At 63.4% G+C, this 14,511-nt stretch carries 15 protein-coding genes; 7 read left to right on the top strand and 8 right to left on the bottom strand.

Going from position 1 to position 14,511, the window contains the following annotated elements:
* Window positions 1-187: 187 nt before the first annotated feature.
* The 5 genes from QRN21_RS00685 to QRN21_RS00670 all read right to left on the bottom strand — a co-directional run bounded on the left by QRN21_RS00685 (window position 188) and on the right by QRN21_RS00670 (window position 5,323).
* Window positions 188-1,225, bottom strand: a complete 1,038-nt coding sequence (locus tag QRN21_RS00685) for an LAGLIDADG family homing endonuclease (protein ID WP_285362919.1) — start codon at window positions 1,223-1,225, stop codon at window positions 188-190.
* A 1,034-nt stretch (window positions 1,226-2,259) separates the two neighbouring features.
* On the bottom strand, window positions 2,260-2,640 hold the full coding sequence (locus QRN21_RS17990) for a GIY-YIG nuclease family protein (RefSeq protein ID WP_350223945.1): 381 nt from the start codon (window positions 2,638-2,640) through the stop codon (window positions 2,260-2,262).
* Between the two features lie 184 nt (window positions 2,641-2,824).
* Window positions 2,825-3,031 (bottom strand): hypothetical protein, encoded by a 207-nt coding sequence (locus QRN21_RS00680; protein ID WP_285362918.1) that lies wholly within the window; start codon window positions 3,029-3,031, stop codon window positions 2,825-2,827.
* A gap of 319 nt (window positions 3,032-3,350) precedes the next feature.
* Complete coding sequence (locus QRN21_RS00675; RefSeq protein ID WP_285362917.1) at window positions 3,351-3,527, bottom strand: hypothetical protein; 177 nt, start codon at window positions 3,525-3,527, stop codon at window positions 3,351-3,353.
* Window positions 3,528-4,552: 1,025 nt separating this feature from the next.
* Window positions 4,553-5,323: a TSUP family transporter gene (locus QRN21_RS00670; protein WP_285362916.1), complete on the bottom strand. Its 771-nt coding sequence runs from the start codon at window positions 5,321-5,323 to the stop codon at window positions 4,553-4,555.
* A 56-nt stretch (window positions 5,324-5,379) separates the two neighbouring features.
* Between QRN21_RS00670 and QRN21_RS00665 the strand changes: the two genes are divergently transcribed.
* The 4 genes from QRN21_RS00665 to paaK all read left to right on the top strand — a co-directional run bounded on the left by QRN21_RS00665 (window position 5,380) and on the right by paaK (window position 9,557).
* Window positions 5,380-6,072, top strand: a complete 693-nt coding sequence (locus tag QRN21_RS00665) for a GntR family transcriptional regulator (protein ID WP_285362915.1) — start codon at window positions 5,380-5,382, stop codon at window positions 6,070-6,072.
* On the top strand, window positions 6,072-6,983 hold the full coding sequence (locus QRN21_RS00660) for an AraC-like ligand-binding domain-containing protein (RefSeq protein ID WP_285362914.1): 912 nt from the start codon (window positions 6,072-6,074) through the stop codon (window positions 6,981-6,983). Before QRN21_RS00665 ends, QRN21_RS00660 begins: the two co-directional genes overlap by 1 nt.
* Before the next feature lie 148 nt (window positions 6,984-7,131).
* Window positions 7,132-8,178 (top strand): carbon-nitrogen hydrolase family protein, encoded by a 1,047-nt coding sequence (locus QRN21_RS00655; protein WP_285362913.1) that lies wholly within the window; start codon window positions 7,132-7,134, stop codon window positions 8,176-8,178.
* A 74-nt stretch (window positions 8,179-8,252) separates the two neighbouring features.
* Window positions 8,253-9,557: a phenylacetate--CoA ligase PaaK gene (gene paaK / locus QRN21_RS00650; protein WP_285362912.1), complete on the top strand. Its 1,305-nt coding sequence runs from the start codon at window positions 8,253-8,255 to the stop codon at window positions 9,555-9,557.
* Window positions 9,558-9,576: 19 nt separating this feature from the next.
* Here the strand turns inward: paaK and QRN21_RS00645 are convergent, their stop codons facing one another.
* Window positions 9,577-10,524, bottom strand: a complete 948-nt coding sequence (locus tag QRN21_RS00645; protein WP_285362911.1) for a GlxA family transcriptional regulator — start codon at window positions 10,522-10,524, stop codon at window positions 9,577-9,579.
* Between the two features lie 84 nt (window positions 10,525-10,608).
* Here QRN21_RS00645 and trxA point away from each other — a divergent pair, with 84 nt between their 5' ends.
* Both trxA and QRN21_RS00635 read left to right on the top strand, forming a co-directional pair.
* Window positions 10,609-10,980 carry a thioredoxin gene (gene trxA / locus QRN21_RS00640; protein WP_285362910.1) on the top strand — a complete coding sequence of 124 codons (372 nt, stop codon included), beginning with the start codon at window positions 10,609-10,611 and terminating at the stop codon, window positions 10,978-10,980.
* Window positions 10,981-11,254: 274 nt separating this feature from the next.
* Window positions 11,255-11,521: a metal-sensitive transcriptional regulator gene (locus QRN21_RS00635; protein WP_285362909.1), complete on the top strand. Its 267-nt coding sequence runs from the start codon at window positions 11,255-11,257 to the stop codon at window positions 11,519-11,521.
* Between the two features lie 83 nt (window positions 11,522-11,604).
* On the opposite strand, the gene QRN21_RS00630 is transcribed toward QRN21_RS00635, so the two are convergent.
* Both QRN21_RS00630 and QRN21_RS00625 read right to left on the bottom strand, forming a co-directional pair.
* Window positions 11,605-12,237 carry an isochorismatase family protein gene (locus QRN21_RS00630; RefSeq protein WP_285362908.1) on the bottom strand — a complete coding sequence of 211 codons (633 nt, stop codon included), beginning with the start codon at window positions 12,235-12,237 and terminating at the stop codon, window positions 11,605-11,607.
* A 157-nt stretch (window positions 12,238-12,394) separates the two neighbouring features.
* Window positions 12,395-13,240, bottom strand: a complete 846-nt coding sequence (locus QRN21_RS00625; protein ID WP_285362906.1) for an NmrA family NAD(P)-binding protein — start codon at window positions 13,238-13,240, stop codon at window positions 12,395-12,397.
* Between the two features lie 166 nt (window positions 13,241-13,406).
* Between QRN21_RS00625 and QRN21_RS00620 the strand changes: the two genes are divergently transcribed.
* The gene (locus tag QRN21_RS00620; RefSeq protein WP_285362905.1) at window positions 13,407-14,411 is read left to right on the top strand and encodes an ABC transporter substrate-binding protein; all 1,005 of its coding nucleotides are present in this window, start codon (window positions 13,407-13,409) and stop codon (window positions 14,409-14,411) included.
* Window positions 14,412-14,511 lie beyond the last annotated feature (100 nt).

The following is a 14,511-nucleotide window of genomic DNA, read 5'->3' as shown; positions in this document are numbered from 1 at the left end:
GCCCTTGCAGTCCGGAGCAAGCCTATGGGTGACGACGAGGGCATTAGCGCGTGGGTTGGGTCTGGCGCCGGAACAGGCGGTATCAAACCTGCCAGTCGACGGAATGCCCAGGAAGGATGTCATCATGCCCAAGCTGTTCCCTAGGAGCCAAAGCACCATGTCCTTGAGCTCGCGACCAGCTGGATGGTCACAAAGCGGAAGAGGTCTCACGCACGTTGAAGTGGCGCCCTCGTCGTGAATCGTCGAGGACGGGCAAGAACCCCTCGACGAGAAACGTGCCGGCGGGGTCGTCAATCGTGAGAGCGATCATTTCCGTTGCCTCTTCCTTAGTGGCGACCGATTTAATGAAGAGCCGCCGCAACACTGGCGAGTCAGCGTCGGCGGCGAGTAATCGGTCAGCCTTGCGAGGCAGGCTCGCTACACGTCGCCTAGTCGTGAAGTGGATTCGATGTCTATTCTTACCGGGAATTCGTGCGCCATCAGGCGCCGTTCGGTGCGTCGGTGCACCTGTGCAACTCGCCCGAATGCCTAGCGAGCGGATCAACTCGAGCGAGTCCGATGCGAGCCGTTGATCACTGAGAGCCAACTCCACGCCGCCATCGTCAGCGACGTGTCCATCCGAATCGATTAAACCCTGAAGGGTTGCTAAGCGTTGTGATGACGAACCTCGCAAGTAGACGGCAGGCACGTGCTTGTTCTTGTATACGCGCGCATATCGGAGCAGCGTGATGAACGGTGCGTTGATCCCGGGTCGCGGTCGACGAAGCCCTCTGTACTCGTACAGTGTCAGGCACGTGTAGCAAGGTCCGCTGTCCACACGAGGGTGGCCGTGAACACACGACTCCAGGTTCCGCCTACGTAACGATACTTTGATCTTGCCCTCGAGTTCGCGAATCCAGATGGGCCCATCCCACGCACTCTCGATCATCGGCGCGAGGGCGTCGCGATCCTCATTGCCGACTGTCACCTGGTAGTTGTCGTGGTCTCCGTCGCCAAGCCAGAAGCCAAGAAGCCAAGGGGGAATGCGAACGTCACGATCGGGCAGGTCAAACGGCTCCGGAGTTTCAACTGACCAAGTCAGGCGAGAGCCTCGTTGCGGGTCACGAATAGACGCCTCCATGGATCTCGCGGTGATCCGAGTTGATCGTTTAGGCAGTCGGTCGAGCATCGTGTCGCGTTGTGAGGCGACCGCGAGCAGGGCGTCTCGCCGATTGAACACGTACACGTCCGCCCTCCTGCCGAGAGCGCCGTCAACGACCGCCCGACGAGACCGCTCAGCGGGGACGTGTCGACGCTTTAGTGCGCCCCTCACAGATTCCAACGCCTTCGAATTTTGTTCGATGTATAGTGCTTCGAACGCCTCGCGGACTGACATCCGCTCCGGCAAGTCGGACTGGGGAATCGATCCGCCGAAGCCGCAACCAACGACTACGGTCAGGAGCGCTACTGCGGGGTAGGTGTTGACCATCATGCTGCGGCGTCGCACCCGATCCGACGAGATTCGGCGCCGCACACGAGTTCGCGCAACTCCCGCCGCTGAGATCGTCTCGAGCAGCGGCGTCACGCCTATTCCGGTCAGACGGCGCAGGTCTGAAGCGGTGACAACTTCACCCGGCGCCGATTGCTCCGCGAGCGTCGCGAACGCATCGCGTTCGTAGGCCAGTCGTCGCCGACGATCTCTTCCCCCCTCGCCGGACCTTCCTTCACGAATGCGCTGCGCGGGAGACTGCGCGGCGAACTCCTGACCGGGTCCGCATCGAATCCTCTGTCGGTCTGAGAACGCGACCTCTCGTACGTCTCTGCATTGAACTCGCGAAGTGCGAGTAACCGAAGCTGCGCCACCGGTAGCAGTGAACACACGATCTCCCACGGCGAGCTCTCCCGCTGATGCCCATCCGCTCGGAAACTTGTCGAGATCAGGCACCGGTATACGCGTGTCGGGATGCAGGCCGCCCGGTTCCACGAACTCGCCCTCGGAGGAACTATCTGTCATGCCAGAAACCTAGACGGTGAGCATGCTCGGTATCGAGACGGATCGGAGCTTTGGGATATCAAGCAGCGCTTCGACGCGTATCGCATCAGGATTGTTGACGACCGTGGGACGTGGGAGGCTGTGCCCCCTGAAGAGCCGGCGCAGGCGACAAGCTAAAGGCGCACGTACTTGGTCGAGTGGTGAACGGGACCGCGGACTTACCGCATCGGACGCACCCGGCGAAGGCGCGCTCACCATGCCCCGCGACTAGTGCTCTGCGAACCCTGTCAGTTTGTGAGTGGATGGCCCTCAGCTCGAAGCCGGCCGATCCAGTGCTGTTCGCGGTCGGCTGCTTGCCGACGAAGTCCAATGACCTCTTCCAGTAGCACGATCTCCGGCTCGATCCCGGACTCAAGCATGCCCCGCACCCACTCATTCTTGCGCGTGCGACCTGCACTTCGAAGATGCTCAGTTCGGCGGAGGTGGAGCGTGTTCGCGGTCTGACCCACGTAGTGCGCTTGTCGCGTGACAGGGTCGATCCAAGCGTAGATCCGATATGACTTGCGGTTATCCGATGACAGTCGGCTGATCGGCCCTTGTTGAGGCCACCAGTCCACGTGCAGCTCTCTTCTCTGCGGTTCACATTGATTCTCGCAAAGCACGCGCATTAAAACGACGAAGACGAGGCGCCGCGACCTATCGAGTCCTGTTTCGAGTCGACTTCTAGCCAATCCGGTGGCCGTCAGCGTGTGGAGCCGAGATGACACAGTGAGTAGTGCGATACGCGACCGGATGTTTGAGCAAGTTGCTATCGCTACTCAGGCCTTGGTCGACGAATCCTCCGGCGGCTGGCTATCGGTTTCTCCGGCGGTCGATGATCTCTGCGACTGCATCTAGCATCTCGATTTCCGCCTCGTCAACGCTGAGCTCACCGGTCAGGATGCGCCGGGCGCGATCGAGGGCGCGTGCGCTCGGTTGCTGGCCTTCCAGTTGGTGTCCTTTCTCGATCGCCGCGAGTGCGTGCTCTACCTGCGCGGGCGTAAATCGTTGCCCATCCATAGTCCGCTTCCTTCTGCCGATCGGAGTCCCCCTGAGCGTAGTCCCGCCCGGGCACTCAAACCGAGCTCGGTCACTCCGAGCCGCAGGGTGGTAATTGCGGGCCTCACGGACCTGGAAGCCCTCTGGCGAGCCCTACGCGAAAGTCGGGCACCGATCTCGCGGCAACAGTGCGTTCAAATCCCACCGTCACCGCCACCACGAAGGCCCCGAATCCCTTGGAAACACTGGGATGCGGGGCCTTCGTCATGCCAGGAGGAGCGGCTGCGGTAACGCAGCGGTAGCTGGTTTCGAAGGGCGCCATGGCGGTGCTGCCGACGGTTCAGACCGCCAGGGCGGCCTCCAGCGTGGCGGTCGACATTCCGAGATCCTCGCTCACAAGGGTGTTCGTGAGGTGGCCCGCATGAGTGCTGAGACCCCTGGCGAGCGCCGCATCGAAATGCATCGCTTCGCGCCATCCCCCGGTCTGCGAGCGCCACAGCGTGCGGCAGAGTGGCATTCGTGAGCGAGATCGTCGATGTACGTGGAGACCTGCGGCCCGACGGTCGGCAAGCGTTCCGCGCTCAACTTCGGGCACGGTGTCACCTTCTGATCCAGCGCCTCCGGAATCGAGGCCCATCGGAGAATCTACGGCGACGTGGCGTCGTGGATGTGTGCGCCCGCCACCCGCCACATCGCGAGAGTGTGCCTGATGCACTTCCTAGCTCCCGCTGATCGTGACAATCTCTCCTGATCGCCTCTGGTTCTGATGCGCCGTCGTGGCGAAACTGAGAGAGGAATCGCAATGGATGAGACGAGTGGTGTTGTCCCGAGGTTCCAGGGCGGTCCCGATGGCTGGTCTCCGCCGATGGAGTACTACCCGGTCTCGTTGGGTGCGAACCTGATCGCCTCTGGTTCTGATGCGCCGTCGTGGCGAAACTGAGAGAGGAATCGCAATGGATGAGACGAGTGGTGTTGTCCCGAGGTTCCAGGGCGGTCCCGATGGCTGGTCTCCGCCGATGGAGTACTACCCGGTCTCGTTGGGTGCGAACCTGATCGCCGATCCCCGGACGATGCTCATCGTCCGTGAGATCCTCGCGACTGCGCTACCTCGAGTGGATTGGTGTGGTTTCGCACGAGGGGCACGATCGCCGGGAAGCCGAAGCGAGTACCGGCTGACTCCGTCGGGACTCGCACTGCGTCATGTGCTCGGGGCATCGGGCGCGTGGGTGCGTGACTGGCAGTTTCCCAAGACGGCCGCAGGCGAGGTCAGCGTCGCCACGCTGATCTGGCACGTGTATCAGGGATCGTCTCCGAGGTGCTGCCTCTATCCGAGCTCACCCTCGCGTTCCGCTTCCGGGACTCGGAGCTCTTTAGCGCCTGGATTCATGTGGGTCGTGATGGATCGCGCACGTCAGTCGGAGTGCCCGAGGCGGCCTGATCTGACCGTGGGCCGTAGCCCTGGCGCTTGCGGGCGAGGCAGGAACTATGCAGCGACTGCTCGTCGGAGCGTGCAGGCCTGCTCGTGGCGTCATTCGGTGCGCATCAGCCCCTGCCGGCCACGACGATGGAGACGCCGGAGACGATCGCGGTGACGGCGCCGATGATGCCCAGCACGATGACGGCGATCCGTCCGATGGTCGGCGGTATGCGTCGGTGCAGCAACTGACCGATGGCGAGCCCCGAGACGAGGGCGCCGGCGATGATCAGCCAGTTCGCCGGAGGCAGTTGAGGAGCCGAGTCGGGAACGGACAGGAGGACGGCGCCTGCTGCGATGAGGGAGGAGAAGAGGACGAACGGTTGCATGGTCGCCGCGAACTGTCGGTGCTCCCACCGTGTGAGCACGGCATAGATCGACATGGGCGGTCCGCCGATTCCGGACATCGTCACCAGCAGGCCCGTCGCGCTGCCCGCCGCGAAGGATGCCGGGGTCAAGGGAACGACCAGTCGTGACCGGGCGATGAGCAGCGAGCCAAGGATCGCGCACAGGAGTATCCCGCCGACCAGGATGCGGAACGTGCCGATATCCAGGAATCGCACTATCAGTGCGCCCCCGGCGGCACCAGCGATGCTGGTGGTGGAGAGGATGAGAAGGCGCTTGCGATCGATGTCGGCGCGCGCGGGCCAGATCAAGGCCATCGCCGCGAATGCGCCGCTGAGATTCGCGAACACCACTCCCTGTTGTCCGGAGAGCAGGAGAACTGCGAAGGGTGCGACCACCATCGCGAAGCCCATACCTGCGATGCGCTGCAGCGCACCCCCGACGATCACCGCGGCCAAAAGCGCGAAGTCGCTCGCTTCAAAGGCCACTGTCATTCATCCTTCCCCTACGGGGAGCTTGTATACAAGCACACGATAACATGCAGGCAGAGATGACCACGAGCGATGGGCGGCCAGAGGTGAGCGCGAAAGATAGGGCCTATGACGTTGCAAAGCGGAGGATTGTCGTCGGCGAGTGGAAGCCGGGCGCCCTTCTCAGTGAAGCCGTGGTTGGTCGGGAGCTCGCCATGAGCAGGACCCCTGTGCACGCCGCGTTCGTCCAGCTCGCTGCGGAAGGGTTGCTCGAGCTGCGATCGCGACACGGTGCGGTCGTTGCTCCGATCCGGAGCGCTGATGCGGGTGAGATTCTCGAGGTGCGGGAAGCGCTGGAGACATTGGCGGCCAGGCGCTCTCTGGCCTTGGGCGACGCGCGCCGACTCGCCGCTGATCTCAGTCGCTCTCTGGACGCGCAGCGGACTGCGCACCTCTCCGACGACGCCGAGGCGTTCGCCATCGCTGACGCGAAGTTCCACGCCCTCATCGTCGCGTGTGGGGAGAATCGCATCCTTCAGGACTTCGTCGCGCAGCTCGACGACAGGCAAGACCGGCTTCGTCGTCACGCATTGGAGGCTCTCGCCTCTGAGCGGGAGATCCTCATCGAGGATCACAGGCTTCTCCAGGACTCGATCCGACGAAGTGACCTGGCCGCGTTCAGCGATGTGCTGCACATGCACCTTTCGCGGCAACTGGGCGCCGTCGAGAAAGTCTCCTTGCATGCCCGTGGTCGCAGCGATACATTTTCATGATGTCGACGCTGGTCGCGAGCGGTATTGACGAGTGGTCGCTCATCTGCAGCGACAGCTTCGTGCCGTTGCGCGCGGCGGGGCCTCGTGCATTCGAAGGGCGAATAGACCACGTTCAGCTCGGGACCATCGGTGCATCCCGAGTTCGGTGTGGCGCGTCGGCGGTCGATCGGACGGCGAAGCTCATCGCCGGAGATCCTCGGGATGACATTCTGCTGTCGATTCAGCTCTCGGGTCTCGGTCTTGTGCAGCAAGCTGACCGGTCTGCGCGACTGGCCCCAGGTCACGCCGCCATCTACGAGGCGGATCGGGAGTATCGTCTGGAATTCGACGCCCCGATGAGTGAGCTCGTCTTGCAGGTCCCCCGTGCCCGGCTTCGACTTCGCGACGCGGAGATTCGAGATGCGACCGCCCGCGAGATGGCACCGTCGAATTCGGCGCTCACCGTCTTGAGGCATTATCTGGCTGGCGTGATCAAGGCCGGCGACACGACTCCTGCTGCGCGCGAGGGTTTCGGTGAGACTGCACTCGATCTCCTCCTCGGTGCGTTGCGGGCCGAGGCCGCCGGTGACGAGCGCTCTCTCGCGTCGAACGCGATCTTGGAATCGGTCAAGGATCACCTGCGCCGCGCCTTCAGGGACCCGGATCTCTCTCTGGACGATGTCGCCCGCAGCCATAACATTTCGCGCCGATACCTCGACCTGATCTTCGCGCGTGAGGGCGCCGCGCCCGCATCCTTCGTACGAGCGATTCGCCTTCAGGAGGCGTGCAGGTTACTGCGGGGTCCGTCGAAGGACACCGTGGCCGCGATCGCGTATCGAGTGGGATTTCGTGACGTCACCACCTTCATTCGCGCTTTTCGCCGGGAGAAGGGAACCACGCCAGAGTCCTGGCGTCGCGCCCAATCATCGTGATCTCGGAGGATGCGTGGGGCTTTACCCCCCACGGTTTTTGTGGTTCTCTGTGCGCGGATCGCCGATAGCCATGCGGAGAATGCTTACCTTCTGACGGCAACCCGCGCGTAGCTTCATCAGCACCCGTCAACAAGAGAGGATGCCGATGATGACCGAGTACTCGACACGTTTCAAGGCCGCCGCCGTTCAGGCTGAACCTGTGTGGTTCGACCTGAGCGCGACGGTGGAGAAGACTCTTCACCTGATCAAGGAGGCGGCTGCGAACGGAGCCGATCTCGTTGCTTTTCCAGAGACCTGGATTCCCGGATACCCGTGGTTTCTCTGGCTCGACAGTGTGGCGTGGCAGAGCCAGTTCGCGATCAGGTACCCACAGAACTCGCTGGAGATCGACGGGCCCGAGTTCCGGGCGATTCGCGAGGCGGCGCGCGCTCATGACATCGTCGTCGCGCTCGGCTACAGCGAACGTGACCACGGGTCTTTGTACATGGGTCAGGCCGTGATCGACAGCGACGGCAGCGTCGTGAGGACGCGACGCAAGCTCAAGCCAACACATGTCGAACGCACGTTGTTCGGAGAGGGGGACGGGTCTGACCTCGTGGTCGATGACACGAGTCTCGGGCGCATTGGTGGGCTTTGCTGCTGGGAGCATCTGCAGCCGCTGACGAAGTACGCGATGTTCTCCCAGCACGAGCAGGTGCACATCGCCGCGTGGCCGAGTTTCTCGATCTTCCCCGGCGCAGTCTTCGCGCTCGGGCCGGAGGTGAACACTGCGGCTTCTCAGCAGTACGCCGTGGAGGGTCAGACGTTCGTGATCGCCCCGACGGCCGTCATCGGCGACGCCGCCTGGGAGGCGTTCGCTGACACCGATCTCAAGCGTCAGCTGATCGCCAAGGGTGGAGGCTACGCCCGAATCTACGGGCCGGATGGTCGTTCACTCGCCGAACCCCTCGCACCGACGGAAGAGGGGATCATCTACGCCGATATTGATCTCTCCATGATCCTGGCGGCGAAGAACCCCGCGGATCCGGTGGGCCACTACTCCCGTCCCGATGTGCTGCGCCTGCTATTCGATCAGACGCCGCAGACGCGAGTCTCTGGGCAGCTCCGCCATGACGGCACTCAGCTTGCCGCGCTGGATGACTTGGATACGCCGCAGCCGGATGAGCACCGCCGGCCGGTGGCCGAGGCCATCTGACCGGACTCGACGGGAGGGTGCCTGCTGACTGTGTGCACCCTCCCCCATCGCCCACTGACACCACCGGAGAACCCGTGTCGAAATCGACAACACCCCACGTAGCCGCGCAGATCGATCCTGCGGGCGTCTCGCTGGGTGAGTTGCATGCCTTGCAGCTCCAACGATTGCAATGGACCATCAACCATGCCTATGCGAACGTCGAACTGTATCGACGGAAGTTCGACGAGGTCGGTGTGTCGCCATCGGACCTGCGGGCGCTTGAGGACATCAGAAGATTTCCGTTCACGACGAAGAGCGACCTCCGCGAGACATATCCCTTCGGCATGTTCGCGGTGCCGATGAGCCAGGTATCGCGCATCCATGCCTCTTCGGGTACGACAGGGCGCCCGACTGTCGTCGGCTACACGCGGGGTGACCTCGATCGCTGGGCCGATCTCCTCGCCCGCTCACTCCATGCTTCCGGGGTCAGAGCGGGGATGAAGGTCCACAACGCCTACGGCTATGGCCTGTTCACGGGTGGTCTCGGGGCTCATGCAGGAATAGAGAGGCTCGGCGCGACGGTGATCCCGATGTCCGGAGGCCAGACTGCGCGGCAGGTGCAACTGATCCGTGATTTCGAACCGGATGCGATCATGTGCACGCCGAGCTACTTGCTCGCCATCGCTGATGTGATGGAAAAAGAAGGTTTCGACCCGTCAGCCACGTCGCTGAAAGTCGCCATTCTCGGGGCTGAACCGTGGACCAACGAGATGCGTCACGAGATCGAGCGGCGCTGGGGAATCGATGCAGTGGACATCTACGGGCTCAGCGAGGTGATGGGGCCTGGCGTAGCGACGGAGTCGGCCCGCACGAAAGACGGCCCGCACGTCTGGGAAGATCACTTCTTGCCCGAGGTCATCGACGGTGAGAGCGGAGCGGCCCTGCACGATGGCGCCTGGGGAGAACTCGTCTTCACATCGCTGACGAAAGAGGCGTTCCCCGTCATCCGCTACCGCACGAGAGATCTCACGCGGCTTCTTCCCGGGACGGCTTTTCCCGCGATGCGTCGGATCGAGAAAATCACCGGACGCAACGACGACATGATCATCCTCCGCGGTGTGAATCTCTTCCCGACGCAGATCGAGGAGTTGGTGATGGGCATCGAGACGCTCACCCCGCACTTCATTCTGGAGCTGCGCAGGGAGGGGCGGATGGACAGCCTGACGGTACGCATCGAGCGGCATCCCGACCTTGAACGCGGTGTCTGCGAATCTGCCGCCGCTGTGCTGCAGCAACGCATCAAAGTGCACATCGGGACCACTGTCGAGGTTCGGCTTGCTGAACCGGGGGAGTTGCCTCGCAGCGACGGAAAGTACAAACGCGTTTACGACCATCGATGACGACGCAACTGGCGACGGTTCAGGACCGTTCGCCGAAGCGATGGCGGTAGCTGGATGGCGTGCTGCCGAAGGCGAGCAGGAAGTTTTGACGGAGGGTGATCGGGCTGCCGAATCCGCAGGATGCCGCGATCTGATCGATCGAAAGGCTCGTTACTTCGAGCAGCCGCCGAGCCTCATCGAGTCGCCGGGATCTGACCCAGGCCGCGGGCGTGGATCCGGTGGAGGCATGGAAGGCTCGCACGAATGAACGACGACTCATGTGGGCGGCACGGGCGAGGGCGTCGATCGTGAGATCTTCATCAAGGTGCGCGAGTGCCCAATCGGATGCCGTCGCGATCGGATCATCGGCCTCTCGAATCGCGACGGGCCGCTCGATGTACTGGGCTTGCCCGCCCTCGCGGTGAGGCGCCACGACGAGGCTGCGAGCAACGCGATTCGCCGCCTCTGCGCCGAGTCGCTGCCGAACCAGATGCAGGCACGCGTCGAGGCCCGAGGCGGTGCCGGCCGAGGTCAGCACGTCACCATGATCGATGTAGAGCACATCCGTTTCGATGCTGGTCTGCGGATGCCTCTCGGCGAGAGTGCTCAGAGACCGCCAGTGCGTCACCGCACTCCTGTCTCGGAGTAACCCGATGTCGGCAACCGCGATCGCGCCGAGGCAGAGGCCCGCGACTACGGCGCCATCGGCATGTGCGGAGACCACTGCCTTGCGCAGCGCGGCGCTGGGGACCCGTCCATCGTCAACCCAGGAAGGAATGACGATGAGATCGGCACCGACGACGGCGGACAGTGGGTGAACGCCGCCGATCGAGTAGCCCTCGGACGAACGGACGGAGCCGCCTCGCTCAGAGAAGAGGACGGAAGACCACTCCGCGAGCCCCAACCGGGACACCTCATCGAACACCATCTGCGGTACGGACAGATGGAACATGGTCACGCCGGGGAAGGCGTAGATCGCGATCTTCATGAACGCTCCTTCGGTGGCTGGTCTTTATCGTGTCCGTGCTCAGAGGTTCGCGACAGTATACCCTGGGGGGTATACCATTAAGTCATGGCAACTCGAGAGATCACGGCGACCAACTTAGATCAGACCCTGACTGCCGGGGGGATCGTCCTGCTTGATTTCTGGGCGGAATGGTGCGGGCCATGTCGCATGTTCGGGCCGATCTTCGAAGCCGCGTCCGAGAAGTACCCCGACATGGTGTTCGGCAAAGTCGACACCGAGGTCGAGCGCGAACTCGCATCGGGCTTTCAGATCACCTCCATTCCGACGCTGATGGTTTTCCGCGACGGAATCCTGGTCTTCTCGCAGCCGGGAGCGCTGCCCGCGGCCGGTCTGCAGCAGGTCGTCGATGCGGTGCAGGGTCTCGACATGGACGACGTGCGTGCGCAGATCGCTGCGCAGTCCGAGACGCTCGCGTGAGGACCCTCATCGTCGGCGGGGGGTTTGATTCCGCATCGCTTTCGGGTGGGATCACGCTGCGGGCAGTGCTCGCGGACCGTGGCGGTCACATGCTCGACACGCCGGAATTCGCGCGCCATGTCTGATCGACCCGCGCGCATCTTCTGCCGCGCGACGACACCGCGACGACTCTCCTCCGTCGTCATCGCGATCATCGTCGCGGCCTCGATCGCAGAACCGTCGACACGGCGGGGCGATCGTCTTGTTCGGACGCCAGGGAAAGCGAGCGACACCGATGGATAGCACGAATCATGAGGCGCAACGGAGGGTCCTCAACAGGCTCCGTCGCGCACGGGGGCAGTTGGATGCGGTGATCACAGCAGTGGAAGCCGAGGCGTCGTGCCGTGATGTCGTGACGCAGCTGGCGGCGGTGACGCATGCACTCAACAGGGCTGGCTTCGTGGTCGTCGCCGCGGCACTGGAGGAGTGTATCGGGCGTTCAGGCGATGCCGAAGGGCCGACCGTGGAAGAGCTCGAGAAGGTCTTCCTCAGCTTGGCGTGATCGCCGGTCACCTTCTTCGTGTGAAGCGCTGAAGGTGGAGGCCGGACAGCACGTGCCCGTGACGTCCGGCCGAATGATGCGGATCAAGCGTGTGCAGCGGCGCCCATGGCGGCAGACTCGCCCAGATTGCCCTTGGCGAGCACTGATCCCGCCTCGACGGCCTCGACCCAGGCAGCGGTCGGCGCGACAGCCGCCCAGTTCGAGTTCAGCAGAGCCATGAGCGTGGTGTGCACGGTCCTGGCGTCGACGGATCCGGCGTCATTGGTGATGTCGATCGCTCCCGTGGCGTCGTCGAGAACCTCGGTGGCGATCCCGCGGAACTCAGCGTCTGCAGCGCTGGCAAGGATGCAGTTGTTGGTCATGTAGCCGGTCAGGGCAATGGTGTCGATCTCGTTTTCGCGGAGCCAGTCGTGGATTCCGGTCTCGGGGAAGATCGAGCTGTAGTTCTTGACGACGTGTTTCCACGCGCTCGAGTCGCGCTCCTCCAGGGAGGGGTGGAGCCGGAATTCCGGCGTCGTGGGGTTGAACACCGGAGCACCGTCACCGGCTGTGTGCTGCACCACTACGACGGGGATACCAGCCCGCTCGGCGGCGTCGATGGCATCGCCGATGCGCTGGATCGACTCATCACGCGGCGGGTATTGAATGGGCAGGAGGCCGCTGAAGTACTCCTGCTGGGGGTCGATGACGATCAGGGCGCGGCGAGGGGCTGGCATGGGTCCTCCAAGATTGAAGTTAATCTGGATTCCAGCATCCTGGAGACGGCCACCCGGAACAACTGGCCCGTATGCACGTGATCGATTGGATCAGGCCAGTTTGTCGAACGTGAAGGGGCGGGTGCGCGAAAGAAGCACCCACCCCTTTCGTGTCATGTCAGACGGACATGTCCTTCAGCCACTCGGCCACAGATCGCGGCCGCATGGCGAGGCGTGACTGGGCACTGTTCTCGTTGTCGATGACCTCATCGGGTTGCGTCGCCCTCCAGCGGTAGGAGTCGACGACGGGGGTGGCGCCGGCCTCACCGAAAAGTGGGATAAGCTCCGCGCCGAACGCGTCGGTCGTCTGGGATTCGAAGACGACTTCCTTGCCCAGGTGCGCGGAGAATCCTGCGGCGAGGTCTGTGCCGAGCAGGCCGGGGAAAGCACCGGCCTCGATCACCCCGGTCGCGTCGCTGCTCTGAATCAGCCTGGTCACGATGTCGGCCATGTCAAGATGCGAGATCCACGAGATCGCGTAGTCCTCGCGGATCGGATACCGCAGGACGCTCTCGGATTCGACGGCGGCCGAGACCATCGGGAGCATCAGGTTCTCGAGGAAGAGCTTCGGGGCCACGATGGCCAGCGAGACGCCGGTCGCGCGGAGCCCGTCGACGAGGGTGTCGATCGGCGACTTCTCCCCGGGAATGCCGAACGGGTAGCCGCTCGTGGAGATGACCACGCGCAAAGGGCGCGCACGGTCGACGGCCTCGACGATTACCTCGGCGTGGCGCTGCTGCACCTCTTCAGGGCCCACCGGCAGGTGGGCGAAGATCGCGTCTGCGCCGGTGTAAGCGGTCGCCAGAGAATCGACGGAGGACAGGTCGACGGCTGTCGCCGTACCGACGCCGGTATAGGCCGAAGGGTCCCGGACCGCAGCGATGGGGGAGAGGCCCTGCGCATGCAGGGCGGCGAGGACAGGGGCACCTTGGGCGCCTGTGGCGCCGTGGACGATGATCTTCATGAGTCTATTAGTGCATACGATGCATCAGTGAAGTCAAGTGCACTAATGGCCGAGAGCGTAATCGACCGAGAGCATGATTGACCGGGAGCCGGATAGTCTTCTACAAGAAGTAGAATTTCCAACCGTTCCCTGGAGGGCTCCCGTGCAACCCATCGTCCGACGATCCATGTCCACCACCACCGCGGTCGCAGCCCTCCTGCTCCTGACGACTGCGTGCTCAGGAACCGGCGCTCCCTCGTCAATCGAGCCCTCGGCGACCGACACGGTCGTCGGCTATCCGGTGACGTTGGAGAACTGCGGTCGGGAGATCACTGTCGACTCGGAGCCCGAGCGGGTCGTGAGCCTGTGGCAGTCGAACACCGAGACGCTCCTCGCGCTCGGCCTGCGGGACAAGATCGTCGCGGTGCAGGAGAACTACTCCCCCTACCCTGAGTCGGTCGCCGAGGCCGCGGAAGGATTGAAGACCATCGGCAGCATGATGGGATTCCCGTCGAAGGAGGTGCTGCTGAGCGAGCAGCCTGATCTCGTGACCAGCCAGGTGCTCGAGGGGTTCGCGTTCGACACGGCGCAAGGGTATGCCTCGGTCGAACAGCTGGAGGAGAGCGGGATCACCGTCTACGGCGCCAACCTCTGCGGTGCGACGGACTACCTCAGTTCAGACATCTGGAACATCGAATCCGTCTCGAAAGTGCTGCGCGACTACGGGACGATCTTCAACGTCTCGCCCAAGGCGGAGGAGGTCGTCGCGGAGCTCGAGAGCGCGAAGGAGAAGGTCGTAACGTCGGTGAAGGATGAGCCGACCGTGAAGACCGCGTACTTCAATGGCGGGACCGGTCCGGTGATCGTGCTCGCGGGAGGCATCTACGACGATCTGATCGAGACGGCGGGCGGCGAGAACGCCTTCCCTTCGGACTCCGTCTACGTCAGCAAGGAGGAGTTCGCCGCGTCCGACGCCGACGTCATTCTGGTGGGAACCTTCGCCGGCCAGGACTTCGCGACGCAGAAGGCGTTCCTTGAGGAGACCTTCCCCGACGTGCCCGCGGTGAAGAACGGTCGGATCAGCGAGATTCCGACACAGGAGACAGACTCGTCGATCTCCGTCATGGTCGGTCTGACCAAGATCGCGAATGCGCTCCACCACGACCTGGATCTCGCGGTTCCCGCCTCGTGACGAGAACGGCCGCGCATGCCCGGCCGCACGCTCGCGGCAGGCGGCACCCGCAACCGGTCATCGGTGTCCTCATCGTCGGGTGCCTCGTTGCCGTGGTGCT

It is taken from the genome of Microbacterium sp. LMC-P-041 (assembly GCF_030209555.1).
Taxonomy (GTDB): Bacteria; Actinomycetota; Actinomycetes; order Actinomycetales; family Microbacteriaceae; genus Microbacterium.
This window is presented reverse-complemented; position numbering and strand designations above follow the sequence as displayed.

Bases quoted from the DNA above. Each gene is read 5' to 3' on its own strand.
- QRN21_RS00635 (WP_285362909.1), top strand. From the start codon at position 11,255: ATGGATAGCACGAATCATGAGGCGCAACGGAGGGTCCTCAACAGGCTC.
- QRN21_RS00630 (WP_285362908.1), bottom strand. From the start codon at position 12,237: ATGCCAGCCCCTCGCCGCGCCCTGATCGTCATCGACCCCCAGCAGGAG.
- QRN21_RS00670 (WP_285362916.1), bottom strand. From the start codon at position 5,323: ATGACAGTGGCCTTTGAAGCGAGCGACTTCGCGCTTTTGGCCGCGGTG.
- QRN21_RS00675 (WP_285362917.1), bottom strand. From the start codon at position 3,527: ATGCCACTCTGCCGCACGCTGTGGCGCTCGCAGACCGGGGGATGGCGC.
- QRN21_RS00620 (WP_285362905.1), top strand. From the start codon at position 13,407: ATGTCCACCACCACCGCGGTCGCAGCCCTCCTGCTCCTGACGACTGCG.
- QRN21_RS17990 (WP_350223945.1), bottom strand. From the start codon at position 2,640: ATGCGCGTGCTTTGCGAGAATCAATGTGAACCGCAGAGAAGAGAGCTG.
- QRN21_RS00645 (WP_285362911.1), bottom strand. From the start codon at position 10,524: ATGAAGATCGCGATCTACGCCTTCCCCGGCGTGACCATGTTCCATCTG.
- QRN21_RS00665 (WP_285362915.1), top strand. From the start codon at position 5,380: ATGACCACGAGCGATGGGCGGCCAGAGGTGAGCGCGAAAGATAGGGCC.
- QRN21_RS00660 (WP_285362914.1), top strand. From the start codon at position 6,072: ATGTCGACGCTGGTCGCGAGCGGTATTGACGAGTGGTCGCTCATCTGC.
- QRN21_RS00655 (WP_285362913.1), top strand. From the start codon at position 7,132: ATGACCGAGTACTCGACACGTTTCAAGGCCGCCGCCGTTCAGGCTGAA.
- QRN21_RS00625 (WP_285362906.1), bottom strand. From the start codon at position 13,240: ATGAAGATCATCGTCCACGGCGCCACAGGCGCCCAAGGTGCCCCTGTC.
- trxA (WP_285362910.1), top strand. From the start codon at position 10,609: ATGGCAACTCGAGAGATCACGGCGACCAACTTAGATCAGACCCTGACT.
- QRN21_RS00680 (WP_285362918.1), bottom strand. From the start codon at position 3,031: ATGGATGGGCAACGATTTACGCCCGCGCAGGTAGAGCACGCACTCGCG.